General features: G+C 46.0%; 23 protein-coding genes and 1 other RNA gene. 22 read left to right on the forward strand and 2 right to left on the reverse strand.

Annotated features, from left to right (window positions below; all coding sequences use genetic code 11):
* Positions 1-3 precede the first annotated feature (3 nt).
* The 16 genes from BLW49_RS14785 (at position 4) to BLW49_RS14860 (ending at position 15,803) form a co-directional block, all read left to right on the forward strand.
* Positions 4-2,235 carry an HD family phosphohydrolase gene (locus BLW49_RS14785; protein WP_090725372.1) on the forward strand — a complete coding sequence of 744 codons (2,232 nt, stop codon included), beginning with the start codon at positions 4-6 and terminating at the stop codon, positions 2,233-2,235.
* Between the two features lie 87 nt (positions 2,236-2,322).
* Positions 2,323-2,817 (forward strand): rRNA maturation RNase YbeY, encoded by a 495-nt coding sequence (gene ybeY / locus BLW49_RS14790; protein WP_090725374.1) that lies wholly within the window; start codon positions 2,323-2,325, stop codon positions 2,815-2,817.
* Entirely contained in the window at positions 2,817-3,182 is a 366-nt protein-coding gene (locus BLW49_RS14795; protein WP_090725375.1) for a diacylglycerol kinase family protein, read from the forward strand. The genes ybeY and BLW49_RS14795 overlap by 1 nt, the downstream gene beginning before the upstream one ends.
* A gap of 50 nt (positions 3,183-3,232) precedes the next feature.
* Positions 3,233-3,640, forward strand: coding sequence for a cytidine deaminase (locus BLW49_RS14800; RefSeq protein ID WP_076313273.1), 408 nt, complete (start codon positions 3,233-3,235; stop codon positions 3,638-3,640).
* A gap of 36 nt (positions 3,641-3,676) precedes the next feature.
* A complete protein-coding gene (gene era / locus BLW49_RS14805) occupies positions 3,677-4,579 on the forward strand; it encodes a GTPase Era (RefSeq protein WP_047910827.1) in 903 nt (300 codons plus the stop codon).
* A 136-nt stretch (positions 4,580-4,715) separates the two neighbouring features.
* Positions 4,716-4,868 carry a YqzL family protein gene (locus tag BLW49_RS14810; protein ID WP_076313272.1) on the forward strand — a complete coding sequence of 51 codons (153 nt, stop codon included), beginning with the start codon at positions 4,716-4,718 and terminating at the stop codon, positions 4,866-4,868.
* 36 nt (positions 4,869-4,904) lie between these two features.
* On the forward strand, positions 4,905-5,657 hold the full coding sequence (gene recO / locus BLW49_RS14815; RefSeq protein WP_090725377.1) for a DNA repair protein RecO: 753 nt from the start codon (positions 4,905-4,907) through the stop codon (positions 5,655-5,657).
* Positions 5,658-6,043: 386 nt separating this feature from the next.
* A complete protein-coding gene (gene glyQ, locus BLW49_RS14820) occupies positions 6,044-6,925 on the forward strand; it encodes a glycine--tRNA ligase subunit alpha (protein ID WP_090725379.1) in 882 nt (293 codons plus the stop codon).
* Positions 6,925-9,000 (forward strand): glycine--tRNA ligase subunit beta, encoded by a 2,076-nt coding sequence (gene glyS, locus BLW49_RS14825; RefSeq protein ID WP_090725381.1) that lies wholly within the window; start codon positions 6,925-6,927, stop codon positions 8,998-9,000. The genes glyQ and glyS overlap by 1 nt, the downstream gene beginning before the upstream one ends.
* A gap of 164 nt (positions 9,001-9,164) precedes the next feature.
* Entirely contained in the window at positions 9,165-9,623 is a 459-nt protein-coding gene (locus tag BLW49_RS14830) for a YaiI/YqxD family protein (RefSeq protein WP_076313269.1), read from the forward strand.
* Positions 9,624-9,670: 47 nt separating this feature from the next.
* Complete coding sequence (gene dnaG, locus BLW49_RS14835) at positions 9,671-11,491, forward strand: DNA primase (protein WP_090725382.1); 1,821 nt, start codon at positions 9,671-9,673, stop codon at positions 11,489-11,491.
* Positions 11,492-11,535: 44 nt separating this feature from the next.
* Positions 11,536-12,666, forward strand: a complete 1,131-nt coding sequence (rpoD, locus tag BLW49_RS14840) for an RNA polymerase sigma factor RpoD (RefSeq protein ID WP_047910833.1) — start codon at positions 11,536-11,538, stop codon at positions 12,664-12,666.
* 236 nt (positions 12,667-12,902) lie between these two features.
* Complete coding sequence (locus BLW49_RS14845; protein ID WP_305954042.1) at positions 12,903-13,673, forward strand: tRNA (adenine(22)-N(1))-methyltransferase; 771 nt, start codon at positions 12,903-12,905, stop codon at positions 13,671-13,673.
* Positions 13,649-14,764, forward strand: a complete 1,116-nt coding sequence (locus BLW49_RS14850; RefSeq protein ID WP_076313267.1) for a Nif3-like dinuclear metal center hexameric protein — start codon at positions 13,649-13,651, stop codon at positions 14,762-14,764. Before BLW49_RS14845 ends, BLW49_RS14850 begins: the two co-directional genes overlap by 25 nt.
* Positions 14,765-14,826: 62 nt before the next feature.
* Positions 14,827-15,236: RNase P RNA component class A (gene rnpB, locus BLW49_RS14855), an RNA gene on the forward strand.
* Between the two features lie 213 nt (positions 15,237-15,449).
* Entirely contained in the window at positions 15,450-15,803 is a 354-nt protein-coding gene (locus BLW49_RS14860; RefSeq protein ID WP_047910835.1) for a hypothetical protein, read from the forward strand.
* A gap of 51 nt (positions 15,804-15,854) precedes the next feature.
* Here the strand turns inward: BLW49_RS14860 and BLW49_RS14865 are convergent, their stop codons facing one another.
* Complete coding sequence (locus tag BLW49_RS14865; protein WP_076313266.1) at positions 15,855-17,738, reverse strand: S8 family peptidase; 1,884 nt, start codon at positions 17,736-17,738, stop codon at positions 15,855-15,857.
* Positions 17,739-18,000: 262 nt separating this feature from the next.
* Between BLW49_RS14865 and BLW49_RS14870 the strand changes: the two genes are divergently transcribed.
* The 6 genes from BLW49_RS14870 to thiI all read left to right on the forward strand — a co-directional run bounded on the left by BLW49_RS14870 (position 18,001) and on the right by thiI (position 22,734).
* Entirely contained in the window at positions 18,001-18,495 is a 495-nt protein-coding gene (locus BLW49_RS14870; protein ID WP_047910837.1) for a YpuI family protein, read from the forward strand.
* A 155-nt stretch (positions 18,496-18,650) separates the two neighbouring features.
* Positions 18,651-18,866 (forward strand): DUF1540 domain-containing protein, encoded by a 216-nt coding sequence (locus BLW49_RS14875; protein ID WP_090725384.1) that lies wholly within the window; start codon positions 18,651-18,653, stop codon positions 18,864-18,866.
* A 58-nt stretch (positions 18,867-18,924) separates the two neighbouring features.
* The gene (locus BLW49_RS14880; protein WP_076313264.1) at positions 18,925-19,299 is read left to right on the forward strand and encodes a protein-disulfide reductase DsbD; all 375 of its coding nucleotides are present in this window, start codon (positions 18,925-18,927) and stop codon (positions 19,297-19,299) included.
* A gap of 172 nt (positions 19,300-19,471) precedes the next feature.
* The gene (locus BLW49_RS14885) at positions 19,472-20,230 is read left to right on the forward strand and encodes a lytic transglycosylase domain-containing protein (RefSeq protein ID WP_076313263.1); all 759 of its coding nucleotides are present in this window, start codon (positions 19,472-19,474) and stop codon (positions 20,228-20,230) included.
* A 130-nt stretch (positions 20,231-20,360) separates the two neighbouring features.
* Positions 20,361-21,509 carry a cysteine desulfurase family protein gene (locus BLW49_RS14890; protein ID WP_090725385.1) on the forward strand — a complete coding sequence of 383 codons (1,149 nt, stop codon included), beginning with the start codon at positions 20,361-20,363 and terminating at the stop codon, positions 21,507-21,509.
* 4 nt (positions 21,510-21,513) lie between these two features.
* Positions 21,514-22,734, forward strand: a complete 1,221-nt coding sequence (thiI, locus tag BLW49_RS14895; protein WP_076313261.1) for a tRNA uracil 4-sulfurtransferase ThiI — start codon at positions 21,514-21,516, stop codon at positions 22,732-22,734.
* A 123-nt stretch (positions 22,735-22,857) separates the two neighbouring features.
* On the opposite strand, the gene BLW49_RS14900 is transcribed toward thiI, so the two are convergent.
* Positions 22,858-23,541, reverse strand: coding sequence for a TerC family protein (locus tag BLW49_RS14900; RefSeq protein WP_076313260.1), 684 nt, complete (start codon positions 23,539-23,541; stop codon positions 22,858-22,860).
* Positions 23,542-23,664 lie beyond the last annotated feature (123 nt).

Consider the following 23,664-nt stretch of genomic DNA (forward strand, 5'->3'; position numbering starts at 1 on the left):
GGGATGACCCTTAAGGAATTGTCGAAGGACAAATCTTTTCAGAATAGAAAGCTGGGATGGAAGAATAGCAGAGGGGTCCGCTATCTTCTGTTTTTGTTTCTGATGATTCTGTTTTACGTCAGCCTGGCTCCTGGTCTTCTGCCTGAACGATACGATATTGCGCAGGGAACACGTAGCGAGAAGGAAATTAAAGCGCCGATGCAGATCCAGGACAATCAGGCAAGAGCGATTGCAGCAGAGGAAGCGGCTGAAGCGGTTCAGCCAGTTTATCAGATTGTATCCTTACGAAATGAGAACCTGGTGACCTCCATATTGGATCGGATTGACAGACTCAATCAGGATGATATTTCCCGAGAAGATAAAATTGAGATCTACAAGGATGAAATTCCCCAGAGACTCAGTGACTCGATTACGAATTATATCAATAACAACCGGGGAACAGGCACTTATTCGGATGCACTTCTTGATGAGATTCATCGAGTAACTCAGGAGCAGTCATACCGGATTCCGGAGGAAACGTATATCAAGATTGCCCGGCTGTCCTCTGAACAGATTCAGGAAATGAAGCCTGTTGCCCGTGAGCTCGTATCCAGATTGATGGTTGACCAGATTACGGATGCTTCGACTCCAAGAGCTAAGGTAGCTGAGATGGTGAATACAAGCTCCTTGACGGATAGAACTGCACGTGAAGTCGTACAGGAGCTTACTCGGTTTGTTATAACGGCAAACAAGTTCTATGATGAAGAAGCAACGAAGGAAGCCAAGGCAAGAGCTAGAGAGAACACACCTCAGGTCTTCATTGAAGAGGGCGAAACACTTGTAGCCAAAGGTGAGATTATTACCGAAGAAGTGTACAAATTGCTGGAAGACAACAAGCTGCTTCGCGACGAAGTCAACTACTGGCCTCAGCTTGGATTGCTGCTCTTATCCTTCGGTTTGTCACTTGGAATTCTAATCTATATGAAACAAATCAGCAGTCCAGAGTTTAAATACCATAATGCTCAGCTTCTGATGCTGCTCTGCATCTTCGCAATTACGATCGGCTGCATGCACATCGTAAGCTTCTTACAAAATGACAACCGAGCCTATGTCGGCTACTTGGCTCCTGTTGGGATTGGCGTCATGCTGATTACGCTGCTGCTGGATATTCCGCTTGCTTATATGTGTGCTATTATCTTCGGTATACTGAGCAGCATTATCCTGAATACACAGCTGAATGAGAATTTCGACTTTAATTTTGGGCTGTTTACGATTATTATCAGCTTTGCCGCTATATTTGCAACGGATAAGGCGAGTCAGCGCTCAACCCTGCTTAAGAGCGGTATCATTGTTTCTCTCATCGGCTCGCTAGTTGTGTTTATGCTGGCCATCCTTGGCAATGCAGAATGGGATCGTACAGCAGCGATGTATAGTGTAGGCTTTGCATTTGCTGGCGGTATTTTGATGGCTGTCCTTGCCATCGGGCTTATGCCGTTCTTCGAATCATTATTCGGTATTTTGTCAGCGCTCAAGCTGGTGGAGCTGTCGAATCCGAACCATCCACTGCTGCGTAAGCTACTGACGGAAACTCCAGGGACCTATCATCATAGTGTCATGGTCGGCAATTTGTCAGAGGCTGCCGCAGAAGCGATTGGCGCGGACGGGCTGCTATGCAGAGTCGGTTCGTATTATCATGATATTGGCAAAACGAAGAGACCGATTTATTTTATCGAGAATCAAAATAATATGGAGAACCCGCATGATACGCTCGATCCGAAGCTAAGCAAGTCCATCATCATTTCGCATGCCAGAGATGGTGTAGAGATGCAGAAGGATTACAAGCTTCCTAAACGGATAAGAGATATTGCGGAGCAGCATCATGGTACGACGTTCCTCCATTATTTCTACCATAAGGCGCTGAAACAGGCCGAGGAGGCTGGCGTAGAGCCGGATTTCACGGAGGAAGATTTCAGATATCCGGGACCCAAGGCTCAGTCCAAAGAAGCGGCTATTGTGGGCATCGCGGACAGTGTAGAGGCTGCAGTGCGGTCCCTTCGTAAACCTACCGTGCAGCAGGTTGAATCCATGATTGAGAAGATTGTGAAGAGCAGATTGGATGATCATCAGCTTAACGACTGTGACCTTACCATGAGGGAGCTCGATATTATTTCCAGGACGCTAAAAGAGACGGTCATGGGGATTTTTCATTCGAGAATTGAGTATCCTGAAGAGATCAAGAAACCAAAAGATAGTTAATACAAATCGAATCCATTTCATAATACCTTTAGCTCTGCAGTTATGAAATGGATTCAATCATTCATTGAAACAAAGGAGCATGCTAATATGAGTGTGCAGCTTGCATGGGATAATAATCAAGAGCAATATAATATCAGTGATGAGCTTATCTCCCTTCTCACTCAGCTGCTTGAAAAAGCAGCCGAAATGGAAGGGGTAGATGAAGGTGAGGTTGCATTAACCTTTGTCAATGATGAGGAGATTCACGAACTGAACAAGGAGTACCGCGGAATTGATCGTCCTACGGATGTGCTTTCATTTGCGATGAATGAAACGCTGGATGAAGAGCTTGACATTGTATATGAGCTCGAGGAAGGCGAATCAATAGATGTACCGGATGTACTTGGTGATATCATCATTTCCGTCCCTACGGCCATCGCGCAGAGCGAGGAATACGGTCATTCTGTGGAAAGGGAGCTTGGATTTTTGTTTGTTCATGGCTTTCTTCATTTGCTCGGATATGATCATCAGGATGAAACGAGCGAAGCGGAAATGATGGGTAAACAAGAAGCTGTCTTGGCAAGCGTCGGGTTGACACGCTAATGAAGCAACGGTCCATAGTGGATGTATTCCGAAATGCGATGGAAGGGCTGATGTATGGTTTTAGAACACAAAGGAACCTACGGGTTCATGCGGTTCTTGCTCTCATCGCCGTTACTGCCGGATGGCTTCTGGATATTTCACGTACGGATTGGATGTTCGTTTGTTTGGCGATAGGTTCTGTAATGGTAACCGAGCTGCTTAACACAGCGATTGAGCTCGTTGTTGACCTTGCATCCCCTGAGATTCACCCGCTGGCCAAAGCTGCCAAAGATACCGCTGCCGGAGCTGTACTGCTGGCGGCGGTTTTTGCCGTCATTATTGGGATTTTTGTTTACCTTAAACCATTCATTAGATGGCTTTTGTAATTCATATCTATCGTTATAAACGTTCACAATAATCGAAAAGAGGTACAAATATGGATGCAAATCAGCTCATGCAGGAAGCGATCGAGGCCCGAAAGAAGGCCTATATTCCATATTCCAAATTTGGTGTAGGTGCTGCGCTTCTAGGGGAAGATGGGTATATATATCATGGATGTAATATTGAAAATGCAGCTTATAGTCCGAGTAATTGCGCAGAGCGAACAGCTCTGTTCAGTGCGATCGCGAGTGGTCACGCTCCCCGCAAATTTAAAGCACTGGCTGTCGTAGGCGACACGGAAGGGCCTATTGCACCGTGCGGGGTGTGCCGGCAAGTTATACTAGAACTATGTGACAGCAGCATGCCTGTATATCTAGGAAACCTCAAGGGCGAAATTCAAGAGACAACGATTAGCGAGCTGCTGCCCGGCGCTTTTGGGCCGGAAGCTCTGGAGAAAGCATAAAAAGGATAAGGGTGTTGACCCTTTTTGGAGGAAAATATGTCTAAAACCGCTTTTAAATCTGGATTTGTTGCCATTATTGGCAGACCCAATGTAGGAAAATCTACGCTGATGAATCAAGTCATCGGGCAAAAAATTGCCATAATGTCGGATAAGCCTCAAACTACTCGTAACAAAATTCACGGGGTATATACGGCAGAGGATAACCAGATCGTATTTTTGGATACACCCGGAATTCATAAACGTCAGTCCAAGCTGGGAGATTTCATGAATCAAACGGCATTCAATACGTTCTCCGAAGTAGAGGCAGTATTATTTCTGGTCGATGCTTCTGAAGGCATGGGCGGTGGGGACCGCTTTATTGCCGAACAGCTCAAAAATGTCCGGACGCCTGTATTCCTCGTATTGAACAAGATTGATCAGGTAGAGCCTGAAGCACTGCTGCCTCTCATTGATCAATATCGCAATCTGCTTGATTTTGCAGAAATTGTGCCGATCTCAGCCAAATTCGGTAATAATGTCAATACACTAATGGATCAGATCAAAAAGTATTTGCCAGAAGGACCAAAATATTATCCTGATGATCAGATTACAGATCACCCGGAGCAATTCGTCATTGCAGAGCTCATTCGTGAAAAAATTCTGCACATGACCCGTGAGGAAGTACCGCATTCCATTGCAGTCACCATTGAGGATATGCGCGTGCAAGAGAATGGAACGGTGCAGGTATCTGCTGTTATTTTCGTAGAGCGCGATTCGCAAAAAGGGATTATTATCGGCAAACAGGGCTCGCTGCTTAAAGAGGTCGGAAAGCGTTCCAGACAAGATATTGAGAGACTGCTCGGCTCCAAAATATTTTTGGAGCTGTGGGTGAAGGTGAAGAAGGATTGGCGTAATCAAGAGCGTGTACTTAAGGATTTAGGCTTCCATCGGGACGCATAATTTCGGTCAGCAAGCATGATCAGCCGCTGCCTCTCGTCAATGCAATTCCAGTTAATGTATCGCATAGAAACAGCAGCCCTGCACATCCTATTCGTAGATGCTTATCACGTCATTTCCGAAGAGAGGATGAATACTTGTGCGAGATTTTTCGTGGACGTATTTTGCAAAGACTGGAGATGTCGATGCCTATCTGCTATACAAGGATTCCTGTGCGTGCAGCACGGGAGAAGCAGGGGCAGAAGCTGACGCAGAGGGAGAGGCTTATGATGAATTACAGACCGAATCTTAAAAGAGTACAGCATGACTTTCTATTGGGGGATGAGACATGCTATATAGGCTGGAAGGCATCGTCATCCGCAGTATGGACTACGGTGAGGGGAACAAAATTATTACGCTTTGCACCGAAAGTGGAGGCAAAATAGGAGTTCTGGTTCGTGGAGCCAAGAAACCGAAGAGCCGGCATGCCGCGTTGACACAAGTCTTCACTCACGGAGAATATGTATTTTTTCGCAATCACGGGCTCGGAACGTTAAACCAAGGTGAGATTATTGAATCTCACCATTTGCTGCGTGAGGACATCGTCAAAGCTGCTTATGCTTCTTATGCTTGTGAGCTGCTCGACCGCGTGCTGCAGGATGAGGAGACGGGAAGCTTTTGGTTTAAGCAATTAAAGGCATGCCTTACGGCACTTAATGAGGATAAAGATCCCGCTGTTATCATATCTCTTTATGAAATGAAAATATTGCAATCCGCGGGTTATGCGCCTGAATTGACGGCCTGCATATCCTGCGGCAGAGAAAGACCGGACGAGGAATATTTTATAAGTCCAGGCCTCGGCGGCACACTGTGCAGAGCATGCAAGCATTTCGATCCACCTGCCATGTCTATTTCTCCAAGAGCGCTGAAGCTGCTTCGTTTATTTACTATGGTCGATCTGCAGCGTCTGGGAAGCGTCTCTGTTCGTGATGAGACCAAATTGGAGATCAAGAAGATCATGCGAGCTTTCATGGATCAACAGCTTGGCCTCACTTTAAAATCCCGTAATTTTCTCGATCAAATGGACAAATACGGATTTTGATGGAGAAGGGCAGCCTTCGAAGGACTTCGAAGTGAAGAAGCTTCGATGCAGGAGCTCAGCTTGACAACGACCTGACATATAAGCTATTATTCATAGTAATATCTCTATACGAGACATGTGTTGATCGAGAAAGTACTAAATAAAGGACCTTTGGCTAATGAGCGAGTCGGAGATGGTGAAAGTCCGGCAGGTCGGGTTTAGGAAATGGCACTCGTGAGCATGAAATGGATACGGAAAAGTGGATTGTACTCCCTCGGAGTGCAGTCAAGTAGGGTGGAACCGCGGGAGTAGCTCTCGTCCCTACGTCTGAACATCAGGCGTAGGACGGGGGCTTTTTGCTGTCCTTGCGCACTTGAAATAGTTTACCTTGCAAAGGAGAAATGAAAATGAACTTTCAGCAAATGATATTGACGCTGCAAGATTTCTGGGCACAGCACAACTGTATTATTGTTCAGCCTTATGATACGGAAAAAGGCGCCGGAACGATGAATCCGATGACTTTCCTGCGTTCGATTGGTCCTGAGCCATGGAAGGTAGCTTATGTAGAGCCTTCTAGACGGCCGTCGGATGGCCGGTATGGAGAGAACCCAAATCGACTGTATCAGCATCATCAGTTCCAGGTGATTATTAAGCCTTCACCAGATAATATCCAGGAGATCTACCTGGAGAGCCTTCAGGCTCTTGGCATTGACGCTAAGAAGCATGATATCCGGTTTGTTGAAGACAACTGGGAGAACCCTTCCCTTGGCTGTGCAGGACTAGGCTGGGAAGTATGGCTGGATGGAATGGAGATTACTCAATTCACTTATTTTCAGCAGGTAGGCGGTATTGAAACGCATCCAGTGTCCGTCGAAATCACGTACGGTATGGAGCGTCTTGCCTCTTATATTCAAGATAAAGACAACGTATTTGATCTAGAATGGGTTGATGGCATTACTTACGGCGACGTATTTAAGCACCCGGAATATGAACATTCCAAGTATACCTTCGAGGTGTCCGATGTGCGCATGCTGTTCACTCTGTTTAATATGTACGAGGAAGAAGCCAAAAAAGCGATGGATCAGCATTTGGTATTCCCTGCTTATGATTATGTTCTAAAGTGTTCCCACACGTTTAACCTTCTTGATGCACGAGGGGCTATCAGTGTTACAGAACGCACGGGATATATCACCAGAGTGCGGAACTTGGCTCGGCAGGTAGCGGCCACCTATTTGGAGGAACGCGAGAAGCTCGGATTCCCGCTGCTCAAACAAGGAGGTGCACTATAATGTCTAAAGATTTATTATTTGAGATCGGTCTTGAGGAAGTGCCTGCACGTTTTGTTCGGGGAGCGATTGAGCAGCTCGAAGACAGGCTTGTTAAATGGCTGGACAGCGTAAGAGTTACTCATGGAGAAGTTCTGGCCTATGCCACTCCACGCCGTTTGGCTGTTATCATCAAGGACGTTATTGAGAAGCAGGAGGATGTAGAAGAGGAAGTTAAAGGTCCTTCCCGTAAAATTGCACTCGATGACAGCGGAAACTGGAGCAAAGCTGCGCTTGGTTTTGCTAGAAGCCAAGGTGTAGATCCTGAGCAGTTTACATTCAAAGAACTCGGCGGCGTAGAATATATCTATGCGACGAAGAGCAGTAAAGGTATCCAAACTTCAGAGGTGCTTGCAGACGGGCTGCTTCAGGTGCTGCATGCGATGACTTTTCCTAAATTCATGCGCTGGGCTTCTTATGACTTGAAATTTGTTAGACCGATTCGCTGGATCGTGGCGATGTTCGGTTCGGATGTTGTCGATATTGAGATTGCAGGGGTGAAGTCGGGGAATGTATCGAGAGGACATCGTTTCCTCGGTTCAGACACGACGATCTCAGAGCCGTCTGCATACGCAGAGGCCCTTCGTGAACAGCATGTTATTGTTGACATTGAAGAGCGCCGTGCCCTTATAGTGAGCCAGATCGAAGCTCTGGCAGCTAAGAAGAATTGGACGATTGCGATTAAAGAAGATCTGCTGGAAGAAGTACTGTTTCTCGTTGAAACACCGACTGTGCTCTATGGTTCATTTGAAGAATCATTCCTGGATATCCCTCAGGATGTGCTCATTACTTCGATGAGAGAGCATCAGCGTTACTTCCCAGTTCTGGACGATAACAGCAAATTGCTGCCTTATTTTGTTACGGTTCGCAATGGGGGAGCAGAATCCCTTGACGTCATTGCAAGAGGGAACGAAAAAGTATTGCGTGCCCGTCTGTCTGATGCGAAGTTCTTCTACGAGGAAGATCAGAAGCTGCAGATCAAGGATGCACTCTCCAAGCTTGAAAGCATCGTATTCCAAGAGGAGATCGGTACGGTGGGAGACAAGGTGCGCCGCATTCGCAAGATCGCTGATACGCTTGCAGCCAAGCTTCAGGTGTCTGCGGATCAAGTCGAGCTGGTTAGCCGGGCAGCGGATATTTGCAAATTCGATCTTGTCACACAGATGGTGTATGAATTCCCTGAACTGCAAGGTGTCATGGGTGAAGATTATGCACTGCGTGCTGGCGAACGTCCTGAAGTAGCTAAAGCGGTATTTGAGCATTACCAGCCAAGAAGCGCTTCTGATACTGTCCCTGCTTCTGTTGTAGGTTCAATTGTAAGCATAGCGGATAAAATAGATACGATTGTGGGATGCTTCTCTATCGGCATTATTCCTACCGGTTCTCAGGATCCATATGCACTGCGTCGTCAAGCCGCAGGTATTGTACAGATTGCCCTGGATCATAGGCTGCCGATTACACTTGATGAGATTTTTGAGATCGGAATCGAAATTCATGAGAACATGCGAGTAATGAAGCGTTCCAAGGATGATATCCACAAGGATCTGCAGGAGTTCTTCGCCCTTCGTGTTAAGAAGCTCCTGTCTGAAACGATGCGCTATGATGTAGTAGATGCAGTGATCAGCGCGGGGTATGACGATATCGTATCTGTCGTGAACCGTGGTACGGCACTGACGAATACGGTGGAGACAGCTGCTGAATTTAAAACGACCGTTGATTCGTTTAACCGTGTAGGCAACCTTGCAGCCAAGGCATCCAATGCCTCTGTGACGGAGGAGGTTTTTGTCGAAGCAGGTGAACGTACATTGTATGAAGCATGGAGCTCCACAGCGCAGGCTTATCGCGAGGCTTTGGCCGCGAGAGATGCAGAGAAGGCGCTGAGCATTGCAGCTGAATGGAGGGAGCCGATCACTTCCTTCTTCGACTCTGTTATGGTGATGGCTGAGGATGAAGCGATTCGAGCCAATCGATTGGGTCTACTCGCATCCATTGACAAAGACTTGAAGGCCTTTGCAGATTTCTCCAAGCTTGTCTGGTAATTGAGTGCCTGATATTTGCTTAAAAAGGTAAAGCGGTAAGTAATAAATATACGGAACGGGGGATAGGCTCCGTTCCGTATTTGTCCTTTATTTTCCATGTGGAGATTAGAGCAGGAATTACGATGCACGAAGGCGTATATAATAATATCCCGGACAGGTGATGAATATTGCATAGGAAAATTGTGGTGGATGCGGATGCATGTCCCGTAAAACGTGAAATTCAGACTGCCGCAGCATCATTTCAGATTCATGTGCTCATGGTGTCCTCCTACGACCATCGGCTGGAAGGCGGGGAAGGGACGACGATTGTGCATGTTGACCGGAGTGACCAAAGTGCTGACCTGTATATTGCTAATCATATCAAGGCACAAGATATTGTTGTAACCCAGGATTATGGACTTGCTGCATTAGCTCTGGCCAAATCCTGCAGCGTAATTACATTCCGAGGCAGAATAATCGACAATCAAGATATCGATTTTTTGCTCGATACTCGGCATTCGCACGCGAAAGCTAGGAAAAGAGGCCAGTATGGCAAGGGTCCAAAGCCCATGACAGATGAGGACAGGAAGTTATTTCAACATAAACTGACAAAACTTTTGAAGGATTTGCAGGAGATTGTGTAAGTTTAGCGAATAATTATTTACGTGTTAAAGAGATGAAGGTGGTTAAGATGAGTGCCGGACAGGGTAACATACCGGAAAGTGTTATCGAATCAGTGCTGAGTCAACATGATATCGTCGACACGGTAAGTAAGTTTGTACATCTGACCAAGCAGGGTAAGTATATGAAAGGGCTTTGTCCATTTCATTCAGAGAATACCCCTTCCTTTACGGTTACACCAGAACGCCAAATCTTCTATTGCTACGGCTGCGGCAAGGGAGGCAACGCCATCAAATTCAGGATGGAAATCGAAGGATTAACCTTTCCCGAGGCTGTTAAGACGATGGCAGAAGAGAGCCATATTCCTCTTGGGGAATGGCAAGGGCGTGATGTCGCACATCATAATCCTGAAACAGAACGTTTGCTGCAGGCTTATGAGCTTACTGCTAAATTATACCATTATTTATTGAAGAATACGGAGTACGGTAAGGCAGCAATTGAATATTTGCGTAATCGGGGTATGAATGACAAAGCGATTGACCATTTTCAGATTGGATATGCTCCGGCCGGTTGGAGTACACTTGTGCAGTTTCTCACGAAACGAGAGTTTCCGCTTGCTGAAATGGAGAAGGGCGGATTGATATCAGCCCGAAATGAAGGCGAAGGGTATGTAGATCGCTTTCGAGACCGTGTCATGTTCCCAATTAAGAACAGCAGTGGCAAAATTATTGCCTTTGCAGGCCGAATTATGGGTGATGGCCAGCCGAAGTATCTTAATTCGCCGGAGACGAGGCTCTTTAACAAGAGTCGTGTCCTCTACAATATGGATCATGCGAAGGCTTCGATCCGTAAGAAAGGACAAGCCATTCTGTTTGAAGGCTATGGCGATGTGATCTCTGCTTGGGAGCATGGAATTCAGAATGGGGTTGCCGGAATGGGGACTGCCCTGACGGAAAATCAAGCCCGTATGCTTAAATCTCTCAGTGATGAGGTAATTATCTGTTATGACGGTGATCGCGCCGGTCAAGCTGCCGCACTTAAGAATTTACCGATCCTGGAGTCGGCAGGGATCCAAGCAAAGGTTGCGCTTCTGACAGATGGTTTAGACCCTGATGAATTTATTCGCAAGCATGGCGGAGACCGCTTCACTCATCAGATCATTGAAGGTGCTGTTCCACCGTTAAAATTTAGACTTATAAACTTGAAAAAAAACCATATACTGCTAGAAGAAGGTGGCCGGATTGCTTATTCGCGTGAGGCCATCAAGCTAATTGCTCCACTCTCTTCTCCTACGGAGAGAGAGGTGTATTTGCGGGAGCTTGCTTCCGAAGTGCATGTGGATTTTGAGACACTGAAGCAGGAATGCAATCTCGAAAGGCAGCAAATGCAAAAAAACGAGCATTATGGGGATAATAACGACAAAAGGTGGAATAATGGTAGGCAACAAAATAGGCAGATTCCTACACCTAATTTACTTCCTGCCTATCATACGGCCGAACGAAGGCTTCTGTCCTGGATGCTTCAAGATGATGAGGCGGCCAGATATGTTGGTGAACGTCTTGGTGAAGCCTTTAACATTAGCGATCATGCAGCTATCGCTGCTTATCTATATGCTTATTACGCTCAAGGCAAACCGCCGGATCTAAGGATGTTTATGCTGTCTCTTCAAGACGATCGTCTTGAAAAAACGGTAAGCTCCATTTCCATGATGGATACGCCTGAGCAGTGGGATCACGGAGCACTGGATGATTGTATCAAAGAGGTATTAAAGTATCCGGTATTACAGCAGATCGATTCTAAAAAAGAGGAAATGATTGCTGCCGAACGATCCGGAGACTTTTTGCGTGCAGCACAAATCGCAAGTGAGATTATAACCCTAGAGAGACAATGATTGTAATTATCATACCATGTTTCTAGGGAGGAGGGAGTCGAAGTATGGCGAATGATCAGCATGCTGAACTAGAAACAGAATTGACGCTGGATCAAGTAAAAGACCAGCTGATTGAGCAGGGCAAAAAGAGGTCGTCTTTGAATTATAAAGAGATCATGGAGAAGCTGTCTCCATTCGATCAAGACCCGGAGCAAATGGATGAGTTCTATGAACAACTTAGTGATTTAGGAATTGATGTGGTAAATGAGAGTGATGATGATAACCCACTACGGCCTAATGATGACTCTGAGGATAAAGAGGGTGATGATTTTCATTTTGATGATGATCTGAGTCTTCCTCCTGGTATCAAAATTAATGACCCGGTCCGCATGTATTTGAAAGAAATCGGACGTGTGCCGCTGTTGTCAGCAGACGATGAAGTTGAACTGGCTAAGCGAATCATGAATGGAGACGAGGAAGCAAAACGTCGGCTCGCTGAAGCTAACTTACGTCTCGTTGTCAGCATTGCTAAGCGGTATGTAGGCCGCGGTATGCTCTTCCTTGATCTGATCCAGGAAGGGAATATGGGTCTGATCAAAGCGGTTGAGAAGTTCGACCACAACAAAGGCTTTAAATTTAGTACCTATGCAACTTGGTGGATTCGTCAAGCGATTACGCGTGCGATTGCTGACCAGGCTCGTACAATTCGTATCCCTGTTCATATGGTGGAGACCATTAACAAATTGATCCGTGTATCCAGACAACTGCTGCAAGAGCTAGGGCGCGAACCGACGCCAGAGGAAATCGCGGCTGAGATGGATCTAAGTGTGGAAAAGGTACGGGAAATTACGAAAATTGCGCAAGAACCAGTGTCGCTTGAAACACCGATCGGTGAAGAAGATGATTCTCATCTCGGAGATTTTATCGAGGATCAGGAAGCACTTGCACCGGCTGATGCTGCTGCGTATGAATTACTGAAGGAGCAATTGGAGGATGTACTTGATACACTGACTGAGCGTGAAGAAAACGTTCTGCGTCTCCGTTTCGGGCTTGACGACGGGCGGACACGTACACTTGAAGAGGTAGGTAAAGTGTTTGGTGTAACGAGAGAACGGATTCGTCAGATTGAAGCGAAGGCACTTCGCAAATTGCGTCATCCAAGCCGCAGCAAACGGCTTAAAGATTTCCTTGAATAGTTAGATTAAGGGCCTTCTGCTGTGCTTGCGGCAGGAGGTCTTTTTGTATGAATCAAGCGATTTTTTTCTTTTTTTTGGATATATTTCCTTCGATTTCTTATTACCCATTATTTTAGCTTTTTTTGATGATGATTGCAAACATCGAAACGAGGCAGTGCCTGATTAGTGGGCGAAGTCATCGTTGAGAGATAGATTTGCAGTGATACCATTTAGTATAGAGTTGGGCGGTGCAATGCATGTTGAAATTGTCGAAAAGATTGCAGCTATTACATGATCTAATGGATCCGGGACGGAATCTTGCCGATATCGGTTCAGACCATGCTCTCCTGCCAGTCGCTTGTATTCAAAGCGGTCAGGCGGCCACAGCCATTGCTGGGGAGCTGAACGAAGGCCCATATGAGGCAGCGAAGAGACAAGTGGCAAGCAGCGGTTTACAAGCCAAAATCGAAGTCAGACGGGGAGACGGTCTGGATGTGATTGAGGCCGGCGAAGTGGATACAATCACGATCGCAGGGATGGGCGGCGCACTGATCGCTAATATCCTGGAACGCGGCAAGCCTAAGCTTAAGGGAGTTACACGTCTTATTTTGCAGCCTAATGTTGGTGAAGATATTTTGCGAAGATGGCTGTTCGATAATGACTACGTCATTGAAGCAGAACGAATTATTGAGGAAGACGGCAAAATCTATGAAGTCATTGCAGCTGTACCCGGGTATTTCAGCCACATCTCAAATGATGAAGTATATGAGCCGAAGCTGATCGGCACAGCTGACCATGAGGTTGAGCTGACTTCAAGCGAACTGCTCAAGATGGGGCCATTCTTGGTAGAACAAGGTGGATCTGTCTTCGTTAAAAAATGGGAGCTCGAAATAGATAAGATCCAAAAGGTGCTCGCTTCCTTATCTAAATCTGATCTTCCTGAAGCAAAAGAGAAGGCTGGGGAGCTCCAGCAGGAGTTGAAAAGAATTGTGGAGGTGCTCACATGTATGCAAAAGGACAAACTGTAATCTCTTATATGGAGGAGCTTGCTCCCAAGCATCTAGCCGTTCCTGATGATCGTATCGGTCTTCAGCTCGGAACGCTGGCAAAAGAAATCAAGAAAGTGCTGGTTGCACTTGATGTGACAGATGAGGTCGTTGAAGAAGCGATCCGTTTGGAAGCAGATCTTATTATCGCACACCATGCCATCATCTTCAGACCCCTCAAATCGCTGAATACCGACTCGCCGATGGGCAAGCTGTATGAAAAACTGATCAAGCATGATATCGCCGTTTATATTAGTCATACGAACCTAGACGTAGCGGAGGACGGCATAAACGATTGGATGGCCGAAGCGATTGGATTAAAGGATGTCGCTCCATTAGAAGATCTGCACACCGATCACTTGTCCAAGCTGGTTGTGTTTGTACCGAAGTCTCATCACCAAAAAGTGCTAGATGCGGTGCTGGACGCAGGCGCGGGCTCAATCGGGAATTACAGTCACTGCAGCTTCAATATTGACGGATACGGCACTTTTGTTCCGGGTGATGCTACACAGCCGTTCATTGGTAAGCAAGGGCAAATGGAGCGTGTAGAAGAGGTTAGAATTGAAACGATTGTTCCGAATAGCATTCGGAATAAAGTCGTGCAGGCGATGCTTAAGGCTCATCCTTATGAAGAAGTGGCTTATGATCTGTACCCTATGGATATGAAAGGCAGAACGCTTGGGTTGGGGCGGGTCGGCAAGCTGTCTGCACCCGTTCTGCTCCAGGAGCTAGTGGATAAAGTGAAGAAGCAGTTCGATGTGAAGCAAGTTCGAGTTGTCGGCGATCTGAATCGTCAGATCAAGAAGGCCGCTGTGCTTGGCGGATCGGGCAGCCGATATGTGAATCATGCGCTGTTTAGAGGCGCGGATGTCATTGTTACAGGCGATATTGACTATCATACCGCTCATGATGCATTGATGGCGGGGATTGCTATTATTGACCCAGGTCATAATATTGAAAAGATCATGAAGCCCAACACGGTGAAATGGCTCAAGGAGAAGCTGGAGAAAGGCCGCTATGCGACAGAGGTGAATGCATCTGAAATTGATACAGAACCTTTCCAATTTGTATAGTCGATTCCAGTAATTTCACTTGAATGATACAGCGAGTCCTAGTATAATATGAATGTTGTCGGAAAGTTTGACAGACAATCGCTGGTGGCCTTGTTGCCACGAGAGGAAAGTCCGGGCTCCACAGGGCAGGATGCTGGATAACGTCCAGTCAGCGCGAGTTGAAGGATAGTGCCACAGAAATGGACCGCCGATGGCTGGCTATATGGCTAGCACAGGCAAGGATGGAACCGAGGTGTAAGAGACCCCGAGGAACGCTGGTGACTTCGTTCCTGGTAAACCCCATCTGGAGCAAGACCTAAAGAGACACCGTCTTCCGTAAGGGAGGCAGCCTTAGCCCGAGGTGTGTCTAGGTTGGTCGCTTGAGCTGTTCAGCAATGAATGGCCTAGATAGATGATTGTCGCTTGTGGTGGAAGGGTAGTTCCCGTTATGACCACGAAGAGCACAGAACCCGGCTTACGTAAAACTTTCCAAACTGCAACACAGTATATGTGATGATATAACGGTAATTTTGCCTGCTTTGTGCAGGACAAATTACCGTTTTTTGTTGTGCAGCAGCTCGCTTCCTTCTATGCCAATATGAACGAATAGACGTTTTTATTAATTATTTGACCTATGGACGAACATCCAAGCCATTAAGGGAGTGAGGAATAGATTATACTATCACTTGAAAAGGAGTTGTTCAATATGTCTCAACGTAGTGGTCATCACATGAAAAAATGTTTTCCTCCTCTTAAGCCTATCGTTTGTGATCCTGTAAATGTAGTGAAAAATCATTATCATCCTCAAATCCAGCCTGTAATTCACCCTGTACAAATCATTAACAAACATCATCCGGTACCAGTTCCAGTTCATGAGTGGGTCGTTGCTGAAACTGAAGAAGTGGTAGGTGGCATGAGCACAGGCATGAATGGTATGAATGGTGTTGCTGGAACAAGCACGATGAACGGTGTAGGCGGCATGAGCACAATGAATCACGGCATGGGTGGCATGCATGGCAAGGGCTGTCATCATGACCGCAACAGAAGAGGCCGTAGATAATTAAACAACGCAAAGAGCAGACGAGATGAACTCGCCTGCTCTTTTTGTTTATTACTTCATAAATCTGTTGATAGTATCTTCAAGCTTGTCGCGAACATTCTGAGGCCATAACTGGAGGGGGGCCTGCTCTCCAGATGCTCCTGCAGCTTCCAGTGCCTTGTACACATCGATCTGACCGTAGCCAAAGTATTTATCGTATCCCGGATCCCCCAGGTCGATCACACTGCTGCGCATCAGATCCATTACTTCTTCGTTAGACAGATCAGGATTATAGGAACGGATCAATCCCGCTAGTGCGGCGACATGAGGGCTTGCCATAGATGTTCCCGACAGGGCAGCGTATTGATTGCCCGGATAGGTGCTGGCAATGCTTGCGCCAGGCGCCATCACATCCACATAATCACCATAATTTGAGAAGTCCGCTCGTTTCATGGATGCATCTGTGGCGGACACGGCAAATACTTCGGGATAAGCAGCCGGGTACCCAGGCCGTTCCGTATTGTCATTACCCGTCGCCGCGATCAGGACGACATCATGGTCATAAGCGTATTTGATGGCATCATGCAAAAATTCAGCATCTGCATAATTACCGAGACTCATATTGATCACCTTTGCTCCGTGATCGGTAGCCCAGATAATTCCCTCAGCTACGGCATAGCTTGTGCCGGAACCGGATTGATCGAGTACCTTAACAGGCATAATTTTGTTATACCAGGTCATGCCTGCGACACCTTCATTGTTATTCACTTTGGCAGATACAATTCCTGCAACATGGGTACCATGCCCGACATCATCATAAGGCTCTGCTTCCCCATCAATAACGTTGTACCCCTCGACCAGCTGCCCTTCCAGATCAGGATGATCAAGATCGACGCCTGTATCAATAACGGCTACAATGACATCCTCACTCCCTTTGGATAACGTCCACCCCTTATTGGTTTCTGTCGCAGGGAGGTTCCATTGATAACGGGAGAACAATAGGTCGTTCGGAATATTATCAGCCAGCTCATTTTCAGGCGCAGTTTCGTTGGTTAAATATAGATAGTGAGGTTCGGTATATACCGGATTCCATTTGTTCTGAAAATAAGACTGAAGTTTAGCAAAATCCATCTTCTTAGAACGAAAAACATACGCCTGGCCAACTTGATGGGTATGATCCAGATCAATATCTTTCTCGATCTGTTTTAGCTTCTCTGATGTTAATTTCTCATTGAATCTAACGACGATCTCATCTTCATAAAAATGACTAGCATTCTGATTATCGTGTCCTGTCTTAACTGTAATATCCTTTAAGGTGTTAGGGAGAACAGATTCTACGCTGTACATGCCCTCTTTGGGATATGGGATCATTCTTAGGTTCCGGCGCTGATGCTCCTCCACATCATTTAGGATATGCTGGCTCATTACTGCGATAACCGCATGCTTACCATCCGAAGAGGGTTCGCCCAGAACAAAATACTTATCCTTATCGAGCGTAAGCGAAGTAGATTCATAGGATTTATGCTTCTGAAGAGCTTGCTTCGCGGAGCCAATGCTTGCTCGAAGCTGTTTGTTCTTCTGTAACGAATCCGCATTCTTCTGAATACTGAAGGATTGCTGCTTGTTTTGCTCTAGATCCATCCAGAGTAAGGTGTGAATGTGACTATGTGTTTTCTCTAATTGATCCATATAAGCTGACAGCTCTTTGTTGTCTGAATCTTTTAATTCTTGCAGTATTTTTTGGAGGTGCATTTGAGCATCCATCCGGGATAAGCGGTCAGTCGCTTGAACATCCTGTGCTTTGATTCGTTGTTTGAGCAGCTGCTCTTGCTGTGGCTCATTAGGGGTCTGCTGCTGGTCAGCGGTATTTTCTTCCCCGGGTAGTAACAGGGTGGTCATTACCAAAACGGCAGCGGCGGCGCCAATTGCCCAGTATGTCCAATTGCTTCTAGCCATTATTTTAGTACTCCTCCTGCCTGTCTATATAGTACCTATAGCGTGAGAAGATGAGGCGGTTTTTATACGAAGGATTTTGCAGCTCTAACTTAAAATAAACAGGGGAAAGGAAATGGCGGCTTTAGGGTTATTTAAGTACCGCTCGTCACATTTTTATGGTAGGATAGAAGCTGAGAAATAATGGTCAGTAGATGTATTTGAATCTTGGCCGGTTATAAGAAGTCTATATGAGGGACTTATTCTTTAAGGGGGAACTACCTTTATGTCAGCAAATGTGCAGAAGTTGTGTGAATCGGCACGAGAGAAATTGAAGCCCGCAATTGAAAAACTGGAAACATTTCTAAACGAAAACTCACTTGCTCAGCTTGCAGCTGACCAGGATCAGGAGACGATTCCATTTTACAAAGGATTTCTTTCCGACCTTCGGCACCTGCTCGTTTTTTCTGAGGTATCGTATGAGAAGCTTGGAACAGCACTCCGTCGTGCCAATTTTGACGTTGATTTTGCGGAAAAAGCATTGTATAACCTTTATCATCAGGGTATCAACAGCTTTTTCTATCCAAAGAATGAATGCTACTCTGAGGATGGACGTTACGCATATACAGGTCAAGATGCCATTCGTTTCCGCATTAAGCCGGTAAGACCTGCTCGCGATATTATTATGGAAATTACGAAGACCTATGAAGAACTGCGTGATGACCTGAATTATTACGAAAGTGACTATCTGACTCAGCGCAGAATGAAGAGCAGAGCTTAAGCGCTGCTGGGTCGATTTTTGAATACAGATTATATCTAAGAGCCGTGTACATTGCACGGCTTTTTTTTGTTTGCAAGCAAAAGGCATCCGTGCATAATAATGCTGGAGTATAAGGTATCGGCAATGAGGGTACCATACCATTTGAGGTGATAATAATGACTGTACCCATCGTGAAATGCAGCGTATCGAACTGCAGCTATTGGGGAGAACAAAATGTTTGCAAAGCAGATCTAATTATGATTGACATTGATGCGCATGCCAGAACCCATCTCAAGGAAGAGTATGCTGGAGAAACATTTGATTCCGAACATCATGATTATGCAAGCACTTCCTCGGCGACTTGTTGTCACACGTTTAAACCAAAGGCTTAAGTCATCAGTATTCTGCGGCTTCTAACCTGACAGGCTCTAATGCTTCGGAGGTGCGAAAATGGACAAACCGAACCAAGAAAACAAAGTAAAGGGAAGCCGAGATCGTATCGATTTTCCTCGCAAAGAGCATCATGAGCACCAAGAGGAGTACGCAGCGGAGATCAGCCCTTTAGTAAGTGCAGATTCTGCTGGGACAACTTCGAGGGCTCGTGAGCGTGATGAAGACACAACCTCTAAACGAATAGGATATCTGGCTCTTGCCGTATCCATTGTGTCCTTGTTTTTATGGTCTTATGTGGTAGGTGTCATAGGTATCGTTCTCGGGTATTATGCCTTCAGCAAAGGGAGACGTACAGCTGGCGGCTGGGCAATGGGCATCGGAATTGCGGCTTTGGTAAGCTACGCGTTCCTAGTAATGTTCACTTACTATTAGTAAAGTAATGCAGGCAGCTCTTCTATCATGCGGGGCTGCCTGTTTAGTTTATTTATATCAGGAAAAACAAGACTTGGCATGCAGGATGGCAATTGTTACAATAGATCAGTGAATGAAACAATATCAATAAATTTAGATATAGGTAGCGAGTATATTGGAGGCCTGTTTACATATGCAAATCGATTCTGTAGGAAAATCGCTGTGGTATGATGTTTCCTCTTCTTCAGAAACAAGTTCCAGATCAGCGGCAACGACGACTTCTGCACCTGAATTCTCGGAGATATGGGCTGAAGTCAACCGAGAACCATCCACTGATCGTCAAGGAGATAAAGGCAGTAACAAATCTTCTATGTCTACAGACGGACTGCTCTGGGTTAACCTCAGAACCGGTAAAATATCCGGCGGCCCAAGCGATATAAATAAAAATGCGAATTTGAATGCAAGTACTGTATCCTCTTCGAATTTAGGGATCTCTTCATCCTCACAAGTGCAGCCCTCACAGCTTGGAGGAACGGTTACTGCCTATGAGTCCATGATTCAGGAAGCCAGTGAGAAATATGGTGTACCTGTATCCCTTATTAAGGCGGTTATCGATACAGAGTCTGGATTTAATTCGAACGCAGTATCTGGAGCCGGAGCCAAGGGTCTGATGCAGCTTATGGATGGAACCGCAGCAGGATTAGGCGTAACGAATCCATTCGACCCTGCGCAGAATATCGATGCAGGAACAAGGTATTTATCATATCAGCTTGAACGGTTTGACGGGCAAGTGAATCTTGCTCTTGCTGCTTACAATGCAGGTCCAGGCCGTGTAGGCCAGCTTCAGGTTACGACGGATGAGCAGCTAATGAATGTACTCCATTTATTACCTAGGGAAACGCAGGACTATGTTGCTAAAATAGAAAAAGCAGAAGCGAAATATAGAGCATAAACAGCATATATTTCAGTCCTTTTGCTGATCGGATCTGAACAAAAGATCAACGTGGACAGTCGGTATGAGGCATCAGCTGACGAGTCCATTATTGATCTTTTTCACGTTTAAGAAAGGAGGCAGACAAAATATGCTTTACTTTGATTATGCGGCTTCAGCACCGCCATATGAAGATGTGATTCGAACTGTGTCAGAGGTAATGAAGCTGCATTATGGGAATGCCTCCTCCATTCACGCATACGGAGAGAATGCAGGACGACTATTGAATAAATCCCGTTCCGTTTGCGCCGAGGCTTTGGATGTCAAACCGGATGAAGTTATCTTCACATCTGGAGCCACGGAGAGTAACAACCTTGCAATAAAAGGAACAGCGTTACGTTATCAATCCCGCGGACGGCATATTATAACGACCAGGACAGAGCATGCGTCTGTATATGAGAGCATCAAGTTTTTGTCCGAAATCGGTTATGATATTACTTATGTGCCGGTGGATGAGATGGGCAGAGTGAAGACAGAGGATGTCCTAGATGCGGTTACCAAAGAGACAATTCTTGTAAGTCTGATGCATGTAAATAATGAGACGGGAGCCGTGCATCCTGTCGTTGAAATAGGGCAGGCTCTTAAGCAGAAGCACCCTAAGATTGTGTTCCATGTCGATGGGGTTCAGGCTTATGGTAAAATTCCCGTTCAATTGAAGTCTGGAATTGATCTATACAGCATCTCAGGACATAAAATCCGAGGACCCAAGGGCGTTGGACTCTTATATATTCGTTCTGGTCTGGAGCTTACTCCCTTAATGTCTGGCGGTTCACAGGAGCAGGGGATGCGTGCGGGAACAGAGAATATTCCGCTGATCGTAGGCATGTCCAAAGCCATGCGTCTTGCCCGGGAACGTCAGCCTGAGCTGAACACACACCTCAAAAAGCTGCAAATCCTGCTTCTTGAGGAAATAAGACTACATCCGGAGTGGGTACTGAACAGCTCAGAAGAAGGTACCCCGCATATTGTACATTTCTCTTATCCCGGCATGAAGGCCGAAGTGATGCTGCACGTATTAGAACAGCTGAATGTCATTGTTTCCACTCAATCGGCATGCTCGTCCAAACAAGCCATTCCAAGCCGGGTGCTGCTCGGAATGGGCAAGTCAGAGGCGATTGCTGACAGCGGGATTCGAGTTAGTCTGGGAGATCAACATACAGAGCAAGATATATTACAGCTGATTCAGGCGATGAGACAGATGAAGGAAAGGCTTGCTTCTTTTGAAGGGTGGAATAGGTAAACCGATGAAATATGATATGTTATTACTCCGTTTTGGAGAGTTTACACTGAAAGGTAAGAACCGAAAGAGGTTTGAGAGATCCGTAATTAAGCATGTGAAGTCTAAATTAAAGGCCTATCCGGGAACCTCCATTATTGAGGAATATGGGAGAATGTACGTAGACCTTGGAGAGAACGATCACCTCATTATAATGGATAGCTTACGCAAGGTATTCGGGATTGTCTCCATTAGTCCTGTTAAGGTAACCCCATCCGTAGCAGATGAGATCGTGGCAGCCTCCCTTGGTTTTATGGAAGAGCTGGATCCGCAGCAAGGAACGACCTTTAAGGTAAACGCTAGAAGGGTCTGGAAAGCGTTCGAGCATTCTTCTCATGAGACGAACCATTTGGTGGGAGCCCCGATCTTAAGAAAATTCAGTGCGCTTAAAGTGGATGTAAGAAATCCGGATATTGAGCTTAAGATTGAGATTCGCGAGGCGAGAACTTATCTATATTATGAATCTGTTCCTGCCGTCGGAGGCTTTCCCCGTGGTTCTAATGGCAAAGCCATGATGCTGCTATCAGGGGGAATAGATTCACCTGTTGCCGCCTGGTCTTCCATGCGCCGGGGACTAGAGCTGGAAATGGTTCATTTCTTCAGCTTCCCGTTTACAAGTCAAAAAGCAAAAGATAAAGTCATCGAGCTGGCTAGAATTCTTGCTGATCATGCCGGTGAAGTGAAGCTTCATCTGGTTCCTTTTACAGAGGTTCAAACTTCGTTTACGAAAACGGGGCAGGATAATTTGATGATTACACTAATGCGCCGTTCGATGCTTCGAATCGCAACTCAGCTGGCGGAACGGGAAGGGGCACTGGCTATTGTAAGCGGAGATAGCCTTGGTCAAGTAGCCAGCCAGACGCTTGGAAGCATGAATGTCATTGGGAGGGCAACTGATCTTCCATTGTTAAGACCGCTTGTCATGATGGACAAGAGTGAAATAGTAAAGATTGCTGAGGACATCGGTACGTACTCCACTTCGATTTTACCTTATGAAGATTGCTGTACCTTGTTTGTGCCCAAGTCACCGACAACGAATCCGAATTTGCGGATTGTCGAAAAGATTGAAGCCTCTATTCCGGAGCTTCCTGAGTTCATTGCGAGGGCAGTAGAGCAGACTGAGACACTGATACTTCGCAGTAACGACGATACCGCAATGCCTGATTCAATACAGGAAGATTGGTTTTAAGAAGTTTACTTTAATAGAACGAAAAGGCTTATCGCTGATATGATCAGCAATAAGCCTTTTTTTGTTCTTCGATCAGGTTGGTGCTAGAAGCTTGTCCAGAAACAATCTTCACTTGTTCTCGTTTTATGAGTAGGAATGTTCTCTCTTCACATTCTGCTGTTTCCGATAGCCAGCAAACAGAACACCGCCGATGACAAGAACAATAAATAGGATCCGAAGAACGGGATGCGAGATAAAGAAGGTTTCAAATCTTCGTTCCTCCGTAATCATATTTGAGGCTGTGTAGGCGAGTACAGCAGCGCCAATATACATGACCCAAGGGAAACGATCGATGAGCTTGATAAACAAGGTACTGCCCCATACGATGACAGGAACACTGATCAGCAGACCCAAAATAACGAGAATCAGATTTTGCTCTGCTGCGCCAGCAACAGCGATTACATTATCAATCCCCATGGCCGCATCAGCGATGATAATGGTACGTACAGCCGACCATAACGAGCTGCCGGCCTTGATATCGCTATGTTCATCGGCACCTTGATCGGCCAGCAGCTTGTAGGCAATGCCCACGAGCAGCAGCCCGGCAACCAGCAGCAGCCATGGAATTTGCAGCAGCCACAGCACGATGATGGTTGCCAGGATCCGAATCAGAACCGCACCTCCAGTACCATAGACAATGGCTTTCTTCTGAACACTTTGCGGTAAATTACGGGCAGCTAGTCCAATGACGATTGCGTTGTCCCCAGCGAGGATTAAATCAATAAAAACAATTTGTAGCAAGCTGATTAAAAACTGACCGATATCCAATTCTTGTCACTCCTTTACTCTAACCATGATTCCGAATCATCCGATTGCATAAATCGGAGTTCATTATATTCCTCTGATTTCTCAGCGTCAAGCATAGCTCGGACAACCAGGGCATACATCTAG

Origin of the sequence: Paenibacillus sp. PDC88 (assembly GCF_900106725.1) — a bacterium.
Taxonomy (GTDB): domain Bacteria; phylum Bacillota; class Bacilli; order Paenibacillales; family Paenibacillaceae; genus Paenibacillus; species Paenibacillus shunpengii.